Here is a 15016-nt window from a genome sequence, read left to right as displayed (position 1 = left end):
CATGAGTGATGATGATTGCCACTGCGAAGAAGTGCGGCGCAGGTTTTACGAGCTCCTCGATGCAGAACTCGATGATGACCTGTGTGCGCGCCTGCAACGTCACGTTGAAGAGTGCCCCGAATGCCACGAAATTGCCGATGTCGAGGCACACATCCGGCGGGCTCTGAAACGGGCATGCACGGAGCGCGCTCCGGAACAGCTACGAGCGCGCGTTATGAGGATCACCGTGCAACGCACCACGTATTACAGCTGAGTGCGGAAGTTGTGGGAGAATAGGCCAGTTGCCAATATCCAGGAGGAACCATGAGCAAGCGTGGCCGCAAGCGCAAGGATCGTCGTAAGAACAAGGCGAACCACGGCAAGCGCCCCAATAGCTAAGTGCGGGCTAGCCAACGAAAAGGACCCACATGGGTCCTTTTTTGTTGCCGATTCGAGGGCGCCTTCTGGGCGCACGGGGGTGGGCCTTAGCTGGTTGATCAGTTGGTCGGTAGAGCGACAGGGCGAGGTTATTCGGAATATCCAAGGAGCACGGGGGTGTGCTCCAGATCATTTGACGCGGGTGTATGCAATCGGTATTGTGATCTAGCACATCATTCAAAGGAGATGGAGCAATGAAGTTTCGCAAGGTCAAGGCAGTCTTTGCTGGGCTGGTCGTTTTTGGAGTAGCCGTTGCGCCAATTGCTGCTCAATCAGCGACCTATAGCGGTCGAGCAACTTGACCTCCACTGGTAGTGGGTGGGGTCAGCGCCGAAGGGTATAACAGCACTCCCAGCATCTTCATGCAAGTTACTGTCGGTAACTCGGTCAAAAACGGCACGGGCCATGCATTCTTGAAGGTGCAGACAAACAGTCGGACTGCAAATTGGTCTGTGACGGGAGACGCCGTGCGATCTGGAACAGGATACTGCGAGCCACGCTAGAATTCTGCTGTCCGAGGTCTTCGCTCCTAGTGGTTTGCCGGAAATGGTTGTGAGGATGTCACGTCGAACGAGAATGAGAATCGTGGGGCTCGTTGCAGCCTGTTGTGTCGTGACGGTTGCGGCTTGCTCGGGAGATGCGAGCCCCGAGCGCACAACCGACACCGCGAGTAGTACATCTGATGGAGTACGTGACGTTTCTCGGTGGCAGCCTTCCGTATCGTATTCTGCCCGGGACGTCACCGCTGACGAGCAGGATCAATCTCGCCAATCTCAGGTGAACAATGTTCTGACGGCTGGCGGTCTTGAACCAGATTCGTTCGCTATGCCTGATCTTGTGCGTTGGGTCCATCCTGATGAGAGCGCCAAGATTTGGGCTCAGTGTGTGACGGATAAGGGCTTTCCGAGCCATGAGGAAGCAGGACTCGTCGTAAGCGGTAAGGGATTTGGCGATGACAGCGGAGTGCCGGAAGACCAACGCGCGTCTTATCAGAGGGCTGTTGCTGAGTGCGTTGGCTCCTATCCAATTGAGGCTTGGTACCAGCGCCCGTGGGAGGCCGATCAGTATCGTATTCAATATCAGTACCTGACCGAGTTCTATCTGGACTGCGTGGCCAGCTACGGCGTGAGCGTCAACCGCGAAAGCATTCCGACGGAAGATCGTTATGTCTCCGAAGAGGGCAATTATGAGGCTCTCGGGTGGGACCCGTATTCGTGGATGCGGGACCCCGCAAATTCCGCGCTGGCGAGCGCGAGCTCAGAGGAAGGCTTGGAGCTGGCTGAGAACTGCCGCCAGATCGCCCCCAATACGCTGCTGTATGGGCGCTAGATCATGAATCGAGTTACGCGCATTGCGCTTTCGGTCCTGGGTATTGGTGTCGTGCTTGCCGCGGTGTTCTGGGCGGGAACCGTCGTTGCAAATCGAGCACCGACGAGTGAATCCGATCTGAATCAATCACCAGTGGATGTAGAAGTCATCGAGCAGCGGATTGGCAAGAGCTTTTCCTACTCAACGACCATCAATCGAGCGAGTTTGGCCCTTGCCGCTAATCTCCGGCCCGGAGTTCTGACAGCTATGGGGGATGCGACTGACGGGAGTTTTTCCACGGGAGACAAGCTCTACGCCATCGACGGGAACTGGACTATTCTCGCTGAAGGCGATACCCCGTTCTATCGATCTCTGGGCCCGGGTGATCGCGGCGCCGATGTCTCGCAAGTTCAACGCATGCTGATAGCGAAAGGTCACCTCTCAGGGGAGGCAGACGGACAGTACGGCCCCCGGACTGCTGCCGCATCAACGAGGTTCCAAAAGGCCGAAGGGCTTCCAGTGACGGGTTCGTGGGAGCGTGGAAGTCTCGTTGCCGCGCCTTCTCTCCCATCCGCGCTGCTCCCCAATGCCGAGACTGCAGTGATCGGTTCGCTTGTGTCTGAGGGTGCCGGGATATTTCTTCGACCTGCTGCTGACCCAAGCTTTGTCATGACACTCTCGCCAAGCCAGGCCGCTGCTATCCCGCAAGACGCTGATATCACCGTACGTTACGGCGAATACGCGTGGGATGCCGCCATCGCGGACGTTACGCAAGACAACCAGTCTGGCGCTTCCAAGTTGAAGCTCACAGCCCCCGACGGCTCGGTCGTGTGTGGCAGCGAGTGCGGAGTCCTGCCGCTGCAAGAAACGACGACCGTTGAGAGTACCGTCCTCATTACTCCGGAAACCCAGGGGCCAGCGGTACCGCTCGCAGCTCTTTCGATCCAGCCTGATGGATCCGCTACCGTGACGCGCATTGGGACGAACGGTGAGGAGCAGCTGTCCGTGAGAGTACTAGCATCCGGACAGGGCGTTGCCATCGTCGATGGTTTGAACATCGGGGATACCGTGCGGTTGTTAGACCCAGCGCGGGAAGCTGAATAAAATGCTGACGGTCACCGACCTAGCGTTTTCCTATACGCGGAATACTCCGGAACTTTATGGGGGCCTCAGTCATAGTTTCCCAGCCGGACAATTCACTGCACTCACGGGTGAATCCGGCAGCGGTAAATCGACTCTGCTTTACCTACTTGGACTGCTCCTTACTCCCCAACGCGGTACGGTCATTCTCGATGGGATAGATGCTGCGGGCCTCCCTGACGCCGAGCGTGCCAAGATCCGCAGTGCGAAAATTGGTTTCATTTTTCAGGATTCCGAACTCGATGCCCATCGCCCCATTGTGGAGTCCGTGATGGAGCCGAGCCTGTATGCGGGCCACTCCCGCCAAGCGGCTCGTTCCCGTGCATATGAGCTTCTCGAGCAGTTTGGTCTGGCGGATCAGGCGAATTCCATTCCGACGAGAATATCCGGTGGTCAGGCCCAACGTGCCGCGACGGCTCGAGCGCTGATGAACGACCCGCTAGTGGTCCTCGGTGACGAACCAACCGGCAACCTCGACCAGATGAACTCCGACCGTGTGCTTTCGGCGTTGCGTCGCGCTGCTCGTGATGGGTGCGTTGTCGTTGTTGCAACTCACGATCCCCGCGTGGTCGAAGTCGCAGATTGCGAGTTGCGATTGTGAAACCAGGTGTACTTCTAGGCGATTCGTGGCGGGCGGCACTGGCTCAACGTACTTCGACTATTTCGACGTTTCTAGTCGTCATGGCAACGGTGATTGCAGCCCTGCTCACTGCTGGCCAGAATGCGGCGAGCGCGGAACAGTTACGGCATCATATCGACTCAACAGGTGCCCGAATTCTCACCGTGACCGACCGAAGCGATGATCAGTGGATCACTGCCGAGAAGATTGAGCACCTGGGTGCAGTCAGCGGAGTGGAACGCGCGGTGGGGTTCTCTCCGGTGCGAGATGTCCGTGCCTTGCCGCTCGAAGGCGCGGCGCCCGTTTCAGCCCGCGAAGTGAGCGACATTTCCGCTGTCGCCAGGGTAGTTGTTGGAAAGCTACCACCATCGGGGACCGGCGTTGTTGTAGGAGCCGAGACGACGGCGGCGCTTCATTTCTCGGCACCAGTCGGCTACGTAGAGTCTGAGGCGGGGGAGGGTTTCCCGCTCGCAGGCGAGGTTGCAGCGCGCTCAGGTTTTGAGGACCTTACTGGAACGATCCTTACCGTAGCGACGCCTGCGACACACTACCGAGAGGTACGCGTCATTGTCACGGACCTCGCAGTCATCGAGACTGTAACATCGGCGCTTTACGCCATTATTGGAACGAGCGATGGAGCGATAGTTACGATCGATAATCCCTCCGGTGTTGCCGCTGCATCACAGTTGTTTTCAGCGCAATATGCAAGGTACGGGGCCGCAGTTCTGCTCGGCATTCTCACGGCAGGAGCAATTTTCACCGCTATTATCTCGATGACTAATGTCATTGCGAATCGGCGAGATTTAGGGCGTCGACGAGCCCTCGGGTCCACCCGAGCGCAGCTCGCACTCTTCACCGTGGGGCAGGCAGCGTTGCCTGCGATCGGCGGAGCTTTTCTTGGTGCTGTCGCTGGTCTGGCGATTGCTGCCACGTGGCTGGAGCCCGTTCCGCTGCGCTCAGCGTTAGCAATCTGGATTCTGGTCGTTGTCACTGCGGTGGCGGCTCCCGTGATCCCGGCGATCTGGGCATCGAGACGTGATCCGGTCGCGGTTTTGCGTACTCCATAGCTACGGCGAAGGGGCCGGGATTGCTCCCGGCCCCTTCTCGCTCAATCGCTAAGAGATTGGCGTTGCGTCAAGCTTCCAGACATCGCGTGAGTAGTCGGCGATGGTCCGGTCGGAGGAGAAGCGTCCGGAGTTGGTGATATTGATCCAGCACATCCGCGCCCAGGCGAGCTGGTCGCGGTAATCCTCGGCCATCTGGTCGCGTGCCGTGCGGTAGGCATCGAAGTCGCCCAGGACGTAGTACAGATCGGCCGGCTCGTAACCGGGCGATTCCAACAGGGAACGAATCAGGTCATGGAACATTCCGGTGTTGCCATCATCGAGCGTCCCATCGGTCAGAGCGTCAAGCGTCCGCTTGAGGCCGGGGACGGTTTCGTAGAGGTAGCGCGGGTCGTAGTTTTCTCGAAGTGCAGGTAGCTCTTCGACCTTTGCTCCGAAGATGTAGGCATTGTCGTGCCCGACCGCTTCGACGATCTCGACGTTCGCACCATCGAGCGTGCCAAGGGTCAGGGCACCGTTCATCATGAACTTCATGTTGCCCGTACCGGAAGCTTCCTTACCGGCCGTGGAGATCTGCTCGGAGATGTCGGCGGCGGGGATGATGTGCTCGGCGGGGGAGACGTTGTAGTTCTCCACGAAGACGACCTTGAGCTTGTCGCCCACTTCGTCATCGTTGTTGACCAGGCGCGCAATCTCATTAATGAGCTTGATGATCGCCTTGGCCCGAACGTAGCCCGGCGCGGCCTTCGCACCAAAGATCGCGACCCGCGGAGTCAGATCCCAATCCGGGTTGTCCTTAATCCGGAAGTACAGGTCGAGCAGGTACAGCGCATTCATCAGCTGCCGCTTGTACTCGTGCAGCCGCTTGATCTGAACGTCGAAGATCGCGTCCGGCGAGATTTCGATGCCCTCGCGGTCCTTAATCCACGCCGCGAAGTCGACCTTGTTCGCATGTTTGATCTCGAGCAGCTCTTGCATGACCGAGTCGTCGCTGACGTAGGACTCGATGGTCTTAAGCTGGTCAAGGTCCGTTACCCAGGCATCGGAGCCCACCAGGCGCGTGAGGAGTTTGGCCAGGCGCGGGTTGCACTGTTGCAGCCAGCGGCGCGGGGTCACGCCATTGGTTTTGTTGTTGAACTTCTCGGGCCAGATCTCGTACCAGTCATGCAGCGTGTCATGCTTGATGATCTCGGTGTGCAGTGCCGCGACACCGTTAATGGAGTAGGCGGCGTAGCAGGCGATCCAGGCCATGTGGATTCGGCCCGACTGGATCGGCGCCATGTAGTCGATCTTGCCCTGGTCGAAACCTTCCTCCGCGAGTTCGAGGCGGAAGCGGCGATCGATTTCCTTAATGATTTCCAGGACGCGGTAGAAGATCTTGTCAAAGATCGAGTACTCCCAGGTCTCAAGGGCCTCAGCAAGGACGGTGTGGTTGGTGTAGGCGAACGTGTTGGTCACGACGTTCCAGGCATCTTCCCAGCTCAGGTCATGCTCATCGAGCAGGATCCGCATGAGCTCGGGGATGGCGAGGACCGGGTGGGTGTCGTTGAGCTGGATCGAGTTGTAGGTGGCGAACTCGGTGAGGTCCTCACCATGGTGGGCGATGAAGGTATCGACCATCGACTGCAGCGAGGCCGAGACGAAGAAGTACTGCTGGCGTACCCGCAGCACCTTGCCCTCATAGGTGGTGTCGTTGGGGTACAAGACGCGGCACAGGTCATTGACGCGCTCGCGCTCGACGATCGCGTCGGTGAAGCGCTGGGAGTTGAAGGCGTCGTAGTCGAACTCTTCCATCGGTTCGGACTTCCACAGCCGCAGCGTGCCGACATTGTCCGTGCCGTAGCCAGTGATTGGCATGTCGTAGGGGATCGCGCGCACGGTCAGGTCATCGAACTTTACGATGCGCTGTTGTTCTTCGCGGCGAATGACGAAGGGGTAACCCTCTTCCATCCACGGGTCGGGGTGCTCGCTCTGGAAGCCGTTGGAAAACGACTGCTTGAACAGGCCGTAGCGGTAGAGAATTCCGTAGCCGGTTACGGGCAGGTCCTGGGTGGCGCAGGAGTCGAGGAAGCAGGCTGCGAGGCGGCCGAGACCGCCGTTTCCGAGGGCAGCGTCGTGCTCAGATTCGAGAACATCGGTGAGGTTCTTGCCGAAGGCGGACACAGCCTTCTTGGCCTCGTCGACCATGCCGAGGTTGGTGAGGTTATTCAGCATGGCGCGGCCCATGAGGAACTCAGCGGAGAGGTAATGCTGCTGGCGGCCGGCGGCATAGGCCTGGGTGGTCTTTTCCCAGCGGTCGGCGATCTGCTCGATCACGGCGGCGGATAGGCCCGTCCAAAACTCGTAGTCGGTGGAGTTTTCGGGCGTGCGGCCGGCGACGGTGCGCACCTGGGCGCCGAGTCGTTCGGTCAGGTTTGTCATCGGATGGCTCCTTTAATGGATACACACGTTCGGGCCAGCACCGGCCGGCCCGACTGATGCCAGCCTATCGGGTTAGGGACGTATCGCGCGGATGACCGCCGACGAAGGTGAGCGCCTTCACCTCGGCTCGGAGGTGAGGTCTGCCAGGAGAGCGGCGGTAAGGGTAAAAACGCCCTGGTAGAACATCGTCGCGCTACGCAAGGCGAGCTGCTCGCAGGCGGTAATCGCCCACGTCCCGAGGTAGGCGTGCGTCCACGCGCGTGCGTGGTCTTCCTTGCCGGCGCGTGCGGCCGCTGCGATCGCGGCCAGAATGACGCCAAGGTGATCGGCCGGCAGGTCGCTCTCGATGAGCGCGCCATCGGAGGCAAAGGCCTCTAACACGTCATGCGGATTCACATCGCGGTGCTGGCGGGCGAGCGGTTGGGCGTTGAGTTTAACGTCGGGGGCAAGCTGGCGGTGGTAGTCCGCACAGATCTTGGCGCCGGACTCACGCGCGAGGGCGGATTCGACGACGAGGTCGGCGCCGCGCTGGAAGACGGCGCCGCTCAGCGGCCAGCGCGAGGTGACGTCGGGATTACGAAGGTAGGCGATCTGATTGTCGCGGGGCTCGGCGATAAACATCGCCGCGAGTGCCGCGAGCGGCCGGGCGAGGTCCGCGATCGAGTGCGTCACCGGAGTGAGTGACATGCGGCCTCCTTGCGATGGAAAACGATCTGGCTTCCATCGTGTCTCGCAGCCGGCCCGTTTTAGCGGGACTGAAGGCCCAGGAGCTAGAGACGCGGAGAAATCCAGGACTCCCAGCCCTGGTTCAGAACCAGCCAAGCAAGCAGGCCGTAGCCGATTTGCCCCGGGTGCTTCCCGTCGAACTGTGCGATGTCGGCGTGCCACTGCTCGTGCGCCGAAAGCGGCGCGTAGGTATGAACATAGGGCACGGATCGGCGCTGACACACGTCAGCGTAGGCGGCGGAAAGCTCGGCGATGTCTCCCGGCGCAGTCAGCGGCGGCGGCCCCACCACGAACGCGGGGATGCGAGATTCGGTGGCGCCATCAAGAATGTTCGCGAGGTTTAACCGGGAACGGGCGGCCGAAAGGCCGGAGCGAACGTCGCCGATGCCGAGACCGACGACGAGCCGAGTTTCCTCGCGGTGGCTGATGCGGCTTTCGGCCTCGGTGCGCCAGCCGTGGGCAAGCTGGGTGGTGTCGACAGCGGGAAGCGCGAGGTTGGCGATGAAGGCGGGCTCGGGCAGCTGACTGCGCGCCATGACGCGTCCCACCCATCCGAGATAGCGGGCGTCGCCAAGTCCGGCAGCGAGCTCGTCTCCGATGACCACAATGCGCATGTGCGCCCCTTTCTGTCACCTCCATTGTGCCGCATTGCTCAAACGAAGGAGGACCGGCAGTTGCCTGCCGGTCCTCCGTGCGTTGCCTGTGTGGGCGGTTGCCGCTAGGAGCGGTCGAATGCGGCCGCGAAGAGCTTCTCGGCCTGCGACTGGTGGAGCTTCATCGTGCCCGCCGACGGCGAGGCGGCCGCCGGGCGGGAGATGACGCGCACTGGGCGATCGAGCTGCGGGGCCAGTTGCATCGCAATGTGGTACCACGGGCCCTGGTTCTCCGGCTCGTCCTGAACCCAGACGAGCTCCGCGCCCTCGTACTTAGCCAGTTCTGCCTTGAGCTCCTCGACCGGCAGCGGGTAGAGCTGCTCCAGGCGAATGATCGCCGTCGAGGAATCGCCGCGCTTGTCGCGCTGGGCTGCCAGATCGTAGTAGACGCGGCCCGAGCACATGAGCACGCGGTCCACATTGTTTACCTCGCCGACCTCACCGATCACCGGCTGGAAGGACCCCGTCGTGAAATCCTCGACGGCGCTCGCCGCGGCCTTCAGGCGCAGCAGCTGCTTGGGGGAGAACACGATCAGGGGCTTGCGCGGGCGGTTGTAGGCCTGGCGGCGCAGCATGTGGAAGTGGTTTGCCGGCGTTGACGGCTGGACGACGATCATGTTGTCCTCAGCGCACAGCTGCAAGAAGCGCTCGATGCGGCCCGAGGAGTGGTCCGGTCCCTGGCCCTCGTAGCCGTGCGGCAGTAGCAGCACGACGGAGGAGCGCTGGCCCCACTTCTGTTCGGAAGAGGAGACAAACTCATCGACGACGATCTGCGCGCCGTTGACGAAGTCACCGAACTGCGCCTCCCAGAGCACGAGCGCATCGGGACGCTCAACGCTGTAGCCGTACTCGTAGGCCATGACGACGTACTCTGACAGCGGGGAGTCGTAGACCCAGAACTTGCCCTGGTCCTCCGTCAGGTACTGCAACGGAGTCCACTCCGCGCCCGTGACGTAGTCGTGGAAGGTGGCGTGGCGCTGGGTGAAGGTGCCGCGGCGCGAATCCTGGCCGGTCAGACGGACGGGCACGCCTTCGATCAGGAGCGAGCCGAAGGCGAGTAGCTCGCCCATGCCCCAGTCGATGCCGCCGTCCTTCGTCATCTTGTCGCGACGCTCCAGCAGCTTTTTCAGCTTGGGGTGAACGGTAAAGCCTTCCGGCGGACGCAGGTGCGCCTGGCCGATCCGCTCGACCATCGCCTGCGGAATCGCAGTCGACCAGCCGACCATGACGCCGGCATCTTCCTGTTGCGAGCTCGGCAGTTCCAGGCCAGCAACCGAATCCGAGTCCGGGCTCACGACGTCGCCGCCCTCACCCGAATCGAGCGTGCGGTGGCCCGAATCGTCCTTCGTCGAGGCGAAGGCCTCTTCCAGCTTGGCCTTGAAGTCCGCGAGCGCGCTTTCGGCCTGCTCGCTGGAGATATCGCCACGACCAATGAGGGCCTCTTGGTAGAGCTGGCGCACGGATGCCTTGTTCTCGATGAGCGAGTACATGACCGGCTGCGTCATCGAAGGATCATCGCCTTCGTTGTGCCCGCGGCGGCGGTAGCAGATGAGGTCGATAACGACGTCCTTGTTGAATTCCTGGCGGAAGTCGTAGGCGATCTTCGCGACGCGCGCGACGGCCTCGGGGTCATCGCCGTTGACGTGGAAGACCGGGATCTGCAGGCCCTTGACGATGTCCGTGCAGTACTGCGAGGACCGCGAGGAGGCCGGCCCCGTCGTGAAGCCAATCTGGTTGTTGACGATGATGTGCATCGTGCCGCCGGTGCGGTAGCCGCGCAGCTGGGACAGGTTCAGCGTTTCCTGCACGACGCCCTGGCCCGCGAAGGCCGCGTCGCCGTGAATGAGGATCGGCAGCACGGAGTACCCCTTGGTGCCAAGGTCGATCCGGTCCTGCTTGGCGCGCACAATGCCCTCGAGCACGCCGTTGACCGTCTCCAGGTGGGAGGGGTTGGCGGCGAGATACACATTGGTGTGCTCACCGGTGGGGGAAGTAAACGTGCCTTCCGTCCCGAGGTGGTACTTCACGTCGCCGCTGCCCTCAACGGTGCGCGGGTCCATGTTGCCCTCGAACTCGTCGAAGATCTGGCCATAGGACTTGCCCGCGATATTGGCGAGGACGTTGAGGCGGCCGCGGTGCGCCATACCGATCGCGACGTCATCCAAGCCCTCGCGCGCCGCGGAGGTCAGGACGGTGTCGAGCATCGGGATGAGCGATTCGCCGCCCTCCAGGCTGAAGCGCTTTTGGCCCACGAACTTCGTTTGCAGGAACGTCTCGAAGGCCTCGGCCTCATTGAGCTTGTACAGGATCTGCAGCTGTTCCTCGTTGGAGGCCTTTTGGAAGGGACGCTCCAGCCGCTCCTGGAACCAGGCGCGCTGGGCCGGATCCTGCAGGTGCATGTACTCGATGCCGACGTTGCGGCAGTAGGCATCGCGCAGCTGCTGCAAAATCTCACGCAGCGTGAGTGCGTCGGTGCCGGCGAAGCCGCCCGTGGGGAACGTGCGATCCAGATCCCACAGCGTCAGGCCGTGGTTGGTGAAATCGAGATCGTGGAAGCGGCGCTGGCGGCTGGCCAGCGGATCGGTGTCCGCCTGCAGGTGGCCGCGCGAGCGGAAGGCGTGGATCATCTCCGCGATGCGCGCGGACTTGCTGAGCTCGCGCTTGGTATCAAATTCGACGTCGCGCTGCCAGCGCACGGGGGCGTAGGGCATGCGGAGCGCGGTAAAGACGCGATCGTAGAAGCCGTCCTGGCCGGTGAGCTTGGTTGCCATGACCTTGAGCAGCTCGCCCGAGGCCGCACCCTGGATGATGCGGTGGTCATAGGTGGAGGACAGCGCCAGGATCTTGGAGACGCCCATGCGGGCGATCGTCTTGGCGGAGGCGCCCTGGTATTCGGCCGGGTAGTCCATCGCGCCGACGCCGATGATGGCGCCCTGGCCCTTCATCAGGCGCGCGACGGAGAACTGGGTGCCGATCGTGCCGGGGTTCGTCAGCGTGATCGTCGTGCCCATGAAGTCATCGACGGTGAGCTTGGAGTTGCGGGCCTTGCGAACAATATCGTCGTAAGCGGCCCAGAACTGGGCGAAGTCCATCTCATCGGCGGCCTTGATCGAGGGCACGAGGAGCTGGCGCGTGCCATCGGGCTTCGGCATGTCAATCGCGAGCCCCATGTTGACGTGCGCGGGGTGCTTAACCGCGGGCTTGCCGTCAACCTCGTCGTAGGCGGCGTTCAGATCCGGCACCTCGCCGAGCGCCTCGACGAGCGCGAAGCCGATGAGGTGGGTGAAGGAGACCTTGCCGCCACGGGTACGAGCGAGGTGGGAGTTGATGAGCAGCCGGTTTTCGATCAGCAGCTTGGCCGGCACCGACCGCACCGAGGTCGCCGTTGGCAACTCCAGGGACGTCTCCATGTTGGTGACGACGCGGGCGGCGGGGCCACGCAGCCGTTCGACCTGATCCTCGGCCTTGTCCTCCTCGCCTGCCTCGTCGGCGTCGACGAAATTGGCGTAGACGGAGGTGGCCGGCTGGGCCTTGACCGGGGGCAGCCCACGATCGTGGAAATCGGCCGCTTCATTGATCAGCGTGCGCGGATCGATGTGGGAGACGGAGTCCTGATCGCTGCCGCCTTCGGCTGCCTTCGGCGCGGGCTCTGGTTCGGGGGCGCGGGAGGGCTTGCCGCTCTTTTCATCGGCGGGGGCGCTCGTGCCATCTCGCTTGGCGAAGAACTCACGCCAGGCAGGCTCAACGGATTGCGGATCGGCCTGGTACTTGTCGTACATCTCGTCGATCAGCCATTCATTGGCACCAAAGCTCGACGCAAGATCGTCGGGGTGTTCATCTCTGGACACTTGGGGTTTCGCCCTCTTTCACACAGTGTGGACAACGCCTTTCAACCATAGGCGAAAGCGCGACGGTATGGGACGAAATACCCAGGGAAAGGAACGCGAATCACGTTCCTGATTTTCCGCGTCATCATCGGGTAAAAACCCCGTCAATCTAATCGGGGTGATGCGTCAACTCCTGCCCCGAATTGCGTCAAGTTCCGGTATCGCTTGGACCGGCCGCGCGCTGCACGTAAACTGAGCCCATCATGAGCTCCCGAAGTACCAGCCCCAGTCCGTTACGCTCCGCTACCGGGAGGCGATAAATGGACTGGGTGATGATCGCCTTTGGCGTCCTCCTCACGGCCGGAACCGCACTGTTCGTGGCCGCCGAATTCTCCCTCGTCGCGCTCGACCCCTCAACCGTGGAGCGACGCGCTGCCGCCGGCGATAAGCGGGCGGCGACGGTCGCCCAAGAACTCAAACACCTGTCGACGCACCTATCGGGAGCGCAGGTCGGCATTACGCTGACGACGATCCTGCTGGGTTACACGACGCAGGTGGCGCTCGCGAACCTGCTCAGCCCGATCGTCGGGCGCGTCTTCGGTGGGGGAGCGGCTACCGGCATAGCGGTGGCGATCGCCTTCGTCTGCGTCAACGCGTTTTCGATGCTGTTTGGCGAACTCATCCCGAAAAACGCCTCGCTCGCCGATCCGCTGCGCACTGCCGGATTCGTCGCCCCCTTGCAGGGCATTTTTACGACGATCTTCCGCCCGGTCATTGTCTTGCTGAACAACTCGGCCAACGCGATCCTCGGCTGGTTTCACGTCGAGGCGAGCGAGGAGCTCTCCGGCGCGCGATCGGCCTCCGAGCTTGCCGCGCTCGTGCGTCACAGCGCCGAGGAAGGCACCCTCGATGTGGGGACCGCGAACCTGCTTACCCGCTCCATCGGCATCGGCGCGCTGCAAGCTATCGACGTCATGACCGACCGCGGCCGCGTCCACACCCTGGATCGCTCCGATACCGCCGCCGACGTCGTCGCGCTCGCCCGCACGACCGGACATTCCCGCTTTCCCGTCGTCGATGGCTCCATGGACGACGTCCTAGGATTCGTCCACCTCCGACGCGCTATCGCGGTGCCCTACGAGCGCCGCGGCGAAGTGCCGGTGGTCTCCTCCTCGCTCATGGTCGAGGCGCCCCGAGTGCCCGAGACCATGCCGCTCGCGCCGCTGTTGCTTGACCTGCGCGCCGAGGGCCTGCAAATGGCCGTCGTCGTCGATGAGTACGGCGGCTCCTCCGGAATCGTGACGCTGGAAGACGTCGTGGAAGAGATCGTGGGCGACGTCGCCGACGAGCACGACCGGCGCCGCCAGGGCGCACGCTCGCTCAAGGGCGGGGTGTGGATGGTGCCTGGGGTGCTGCGGCCGGACGAACTCGCCGCACAAACCCACCTCACCGTGCCAGATGATGGGCCGTACGAAACGCTCGGCGGCCTCATCATGGATCGCCTCGCGCGCATTCCCGCCGTGGGTGACGAGGTAAGGGTGGGCGACGTGATCCTGGCCGTCGAGCGCATGGACGGCCGCCGCGTCGATCGCATCCGCACGTGGAGCGTGAACCCGGAGCCCGACGTCGGCCCCGCCGGCATGCTCACGGAGGGCGGCGAGCGATGAGCGCCACGACCGCCCTCATCATCGGCCTCATCCTGCTGGCCCTCAACGCCTTTTTCGTCGGCGCCGAATTCGCCATCATGTCGGTGCGTCGCTCCCAGATGGAGCCGCTAGTTGAGTCCGGCCGCGCCGGTGCCCGCACCGTCATGTGGGCGCTCGAACACGTCACCGACATGCTCGCCACCGCCCAACTCGGCATCACGATCTGCTCGACGGGTATTGGCGCTGTCGCCGAGCCAGCCGTCGCCAAGCTCGTCGAGGGTCCGCTCATGTCGATGGGGCTGCCCGCCCAGGCGAGCCACGTCGTCGGATTCACGGTCGCCCTGACCATCGTGATCTACCTGCACGTCGTCGTCGGCGAAATGGTGCCCAAGAACCTGGCGATCGCCTCCCCGGAGACGGCCGCTCTGATCTTCGGGCCGCCACTCGTGTGGATCTCCAAGCCCATCCACCCGATCCTCGTCGCCCTCAACGGGATCGCCAACATCGTCCTGAAACTCTTCGGCGTCGAGCCAAAGCGCGAAGTCGCGGCGGCCTTCACCGCCGAGGAAGTCGCCTCCATCGTCGAGCGCAGCCAGGCCGAGGGCGTCCTAGAAGATGATCTCGGTCTGCTCTCCGGCGCGATCGAGTTCTCGGAAGAAAGCGCCGTCGACGTCATGGTCCCCACCGACGACCTCGTGACGATCACGCGCGGCGCGACTCCCGCCGACGTCGAAGCCGATGTCACCCGCACCGGCTTTTCCCGCTTCCCCGTCCTCGACGATTCGGGGGGCCTCATCGGCTACGTCCACGTCAAGGACGTGCTGTACGCCGAGGGCCACGAGCGTCACCGCCCGATTGCCAGCTGGCGCATCCGCGCGCTCGCCCGCGTACGGCCCGGCGACCAGGTCGAAGAGGCCCTGCGCACCATGCAGGTCACCGGAGCGCACCTCGCGCGCGTCGACGACGAGGACGGCCAGAGCATCGGGGTCGTCTTTCTCGAAGACATTTTGGAAGAACTCGTCGGCGAAGTCCGCGATGTCATGCAGCGAGAGCCCCACAGGTATGCGGAAGACGGGTGAGTGTGTTCACAGGTGAAACCGGGGCGTAGACCTGCTCGCACATCTGCGTTACCGTTTTGTAACAGCGCCGACACCTCGGTGTAGTATCGAGATGGCTGCGGCCGACATATGCTGAC

General features: G+C 62.5%; 12 protein-coding genes. 8 read left to right on the top strand and 4 right to left on the bottom strand.

Annotated elements, in window-relative coordinates:
* Position 1 precedes the first annotated feature (1 nt).
* From rsrA to MUN85_RS08970, 6 genes are all read left to right on the top strand, one after another.
* Entirely contained in the window at positions 2-253 is a 252-nt protein-coding gene (gene rsrA, locus MUN85_RS13065) for a mycothiol system anti-sigma-R factor (RefSeq protein ID WP_431603557.1), read from the top strand.
* A gap of 50 nt (positions 254-303) precedes the next feature.
* Positions 304-378 (top strand): 50S ribosomal protein bL37, encoded by a 75-nt coding sequence (locus tag MUN85_RS13060; protein ID WP_014300525.1) that lies wholly within the window; start codon positions 304-306, stop codon positions 376-378.
* Between the two features lie 864 nt (positions 379-1242).
* Positions 1243-1746: a hypothetical protein gene (locus tag MUN85_RS08985; RefSeq protein ID WP_250506394.1), complete on the top strand. Its 504-nt coding sequence runs from the start codon at positions 1243-1245 to the stop codon at positions 1744-1746.
* A 3-nt stretch (positions 1747-1749) separates the two neighbouring features.
* The gene (locus MUN85_RS08980; RefSeq protein ID WP_250506393.1) at positions 1750-2829 is read left to right on the top strand and encodes a peptidoglycan-binding domain-containing protein; all 1080 of its coding nucleotides are present in this window, start codon (positions 1750-1752) and stop codon (positions 2827-2829) included.
* A gap of 1 nt (position 2830) precedes the next feature.
* Positions 2831-3466: an ABC transporter ATP-binding protein gene (locus MUN85_RS08975; RefSeq protein ID WP_250506392.1), complete on the top strand. Its 636-nt coding sequence runs from the start codon at positions 2831-2833 to the stop codon at positions 3464-3466.
* An 80-nt stretch (positions 3467-3546) separates the two neighbouring features.
* Complete coding sequence (locus MUN85_RS08970; RefSeq protein WP_250506391.1) at positions 3547-4551, top strand: FtsX-like permease family protein; 1005 nt, start codon at positions 3547-3549, stop codon at positions 4549-4551.
* A gap of 48 nt (positions 4552-4599) precedes the next feature.
* Here MUN85_RS08970 and MUN85_RS08965 read toward each other — a convergent pair whose 3' ends face one another.
* The 4 genes from MUN85_RS08965 to MUN85_RS08950 all read right to left on the bottom strand — a co-directional run bounded on the left by MUN85_RS08965 (position 4600) and on the right by MUN85_RS08950 (position 12196).
* Entirely contained in the window at positions 4600-6969 is a 2370-nt protein-coding gene (locus tag MUN85_RS08965; protein ID WP_250506390.1) for a glycogen/starch/alpha-glucan phosphorylase, read from the bottom strand.
* A gap of 117 nt (positions 6970-7086) precedes the next feature.
* Positions 7087-7656 (bottom strand): hypothetical protein, encoded by a 570-nt coding sequence (locus MUN85_RS08960; RefSeq protein ID WP_250506389.1) that lies wholly within the window; start codon positions 7654-7656, stop codon positions 7087-7089.
* An 83-nt stretch (positions 7657-7739) separates the two neighbouring features.
* The gene (locus tag MUN85_RS08955) at positions 7740-8309 is read right to left on the bottom strand and encodes a GDSL-type esterase/lipase family protein (protein WP_250506388.1); all 570 of its coding nucleotides are present in this window, start codon (positions 8307-8309) and stop codon (positions 7740-7742) included.
* A gap of 104 nt (positions 8310-8413) precedes the next feature.
* Positions 8414-12196: a multifunctional oxoglutarate decarboxylase/oxoglutarate dehydrogenase thiamine pyrophosphate-binding subunit/dihydrolipoyllysine-residue succinyltransferase subunit gene (locus tag MUN85_RS08950; RefSeq protein WP_348647971.1), complete on the bottom strand. Its 3783-nt coding sequence runs from the start codon at positions 12194-12196 to the stop codon at positions 8414-8416.
* Positions 12197-12495: 299 nt separating this feature from the next.
* Here MUN85_RS08950 and MUN85_RS08945 point away from each other — a divergent pair, with 299 nt between their 5' ends.
* Together MUN85_RS08945 and MUN85_RS08940 are read left to right on the top strand one after the other, a co-directional pair.
* A complete protein-coding gene (locus tag MUN85_RS08945; RefSeq protein WP_250506387.1) occupies positions 12496-13842 on the top strand; it encodes a hemolysin family protein in 1347 nt (448 codons plus the stop codon).
* Positions 13839-14900 (top strand): hemolysin family protein, encoded by a 1062-nt coding sequence (locus MUN85_RS08940; RefSeq protein ID WP_250506386.1) that lies wholly within the window; start codon positions 13839-13841, stop codon positions 14898-14900. The genes MUN85_RS08945 and MUN85_RS08940 overlap by 4 nt, the downstream gene beginning before the upstream one ends.
* Positions 14901-15016 lie beyond the last annotated feature (116 nt).

Source organism: Bowdeniella massiliensis, from assembly GCF_023634005.1.
GTDB lineage: Bacteria > Actinomycetota > Actinomycetes > Actinomycetales > Actinomycetaceae > Bowdeniella > Bowdeniella massiliensis.
Note: the sequence above shows the minus strand (reverse complement) of the source record. Positions and strands in the feature narration are given on the sequence as shown.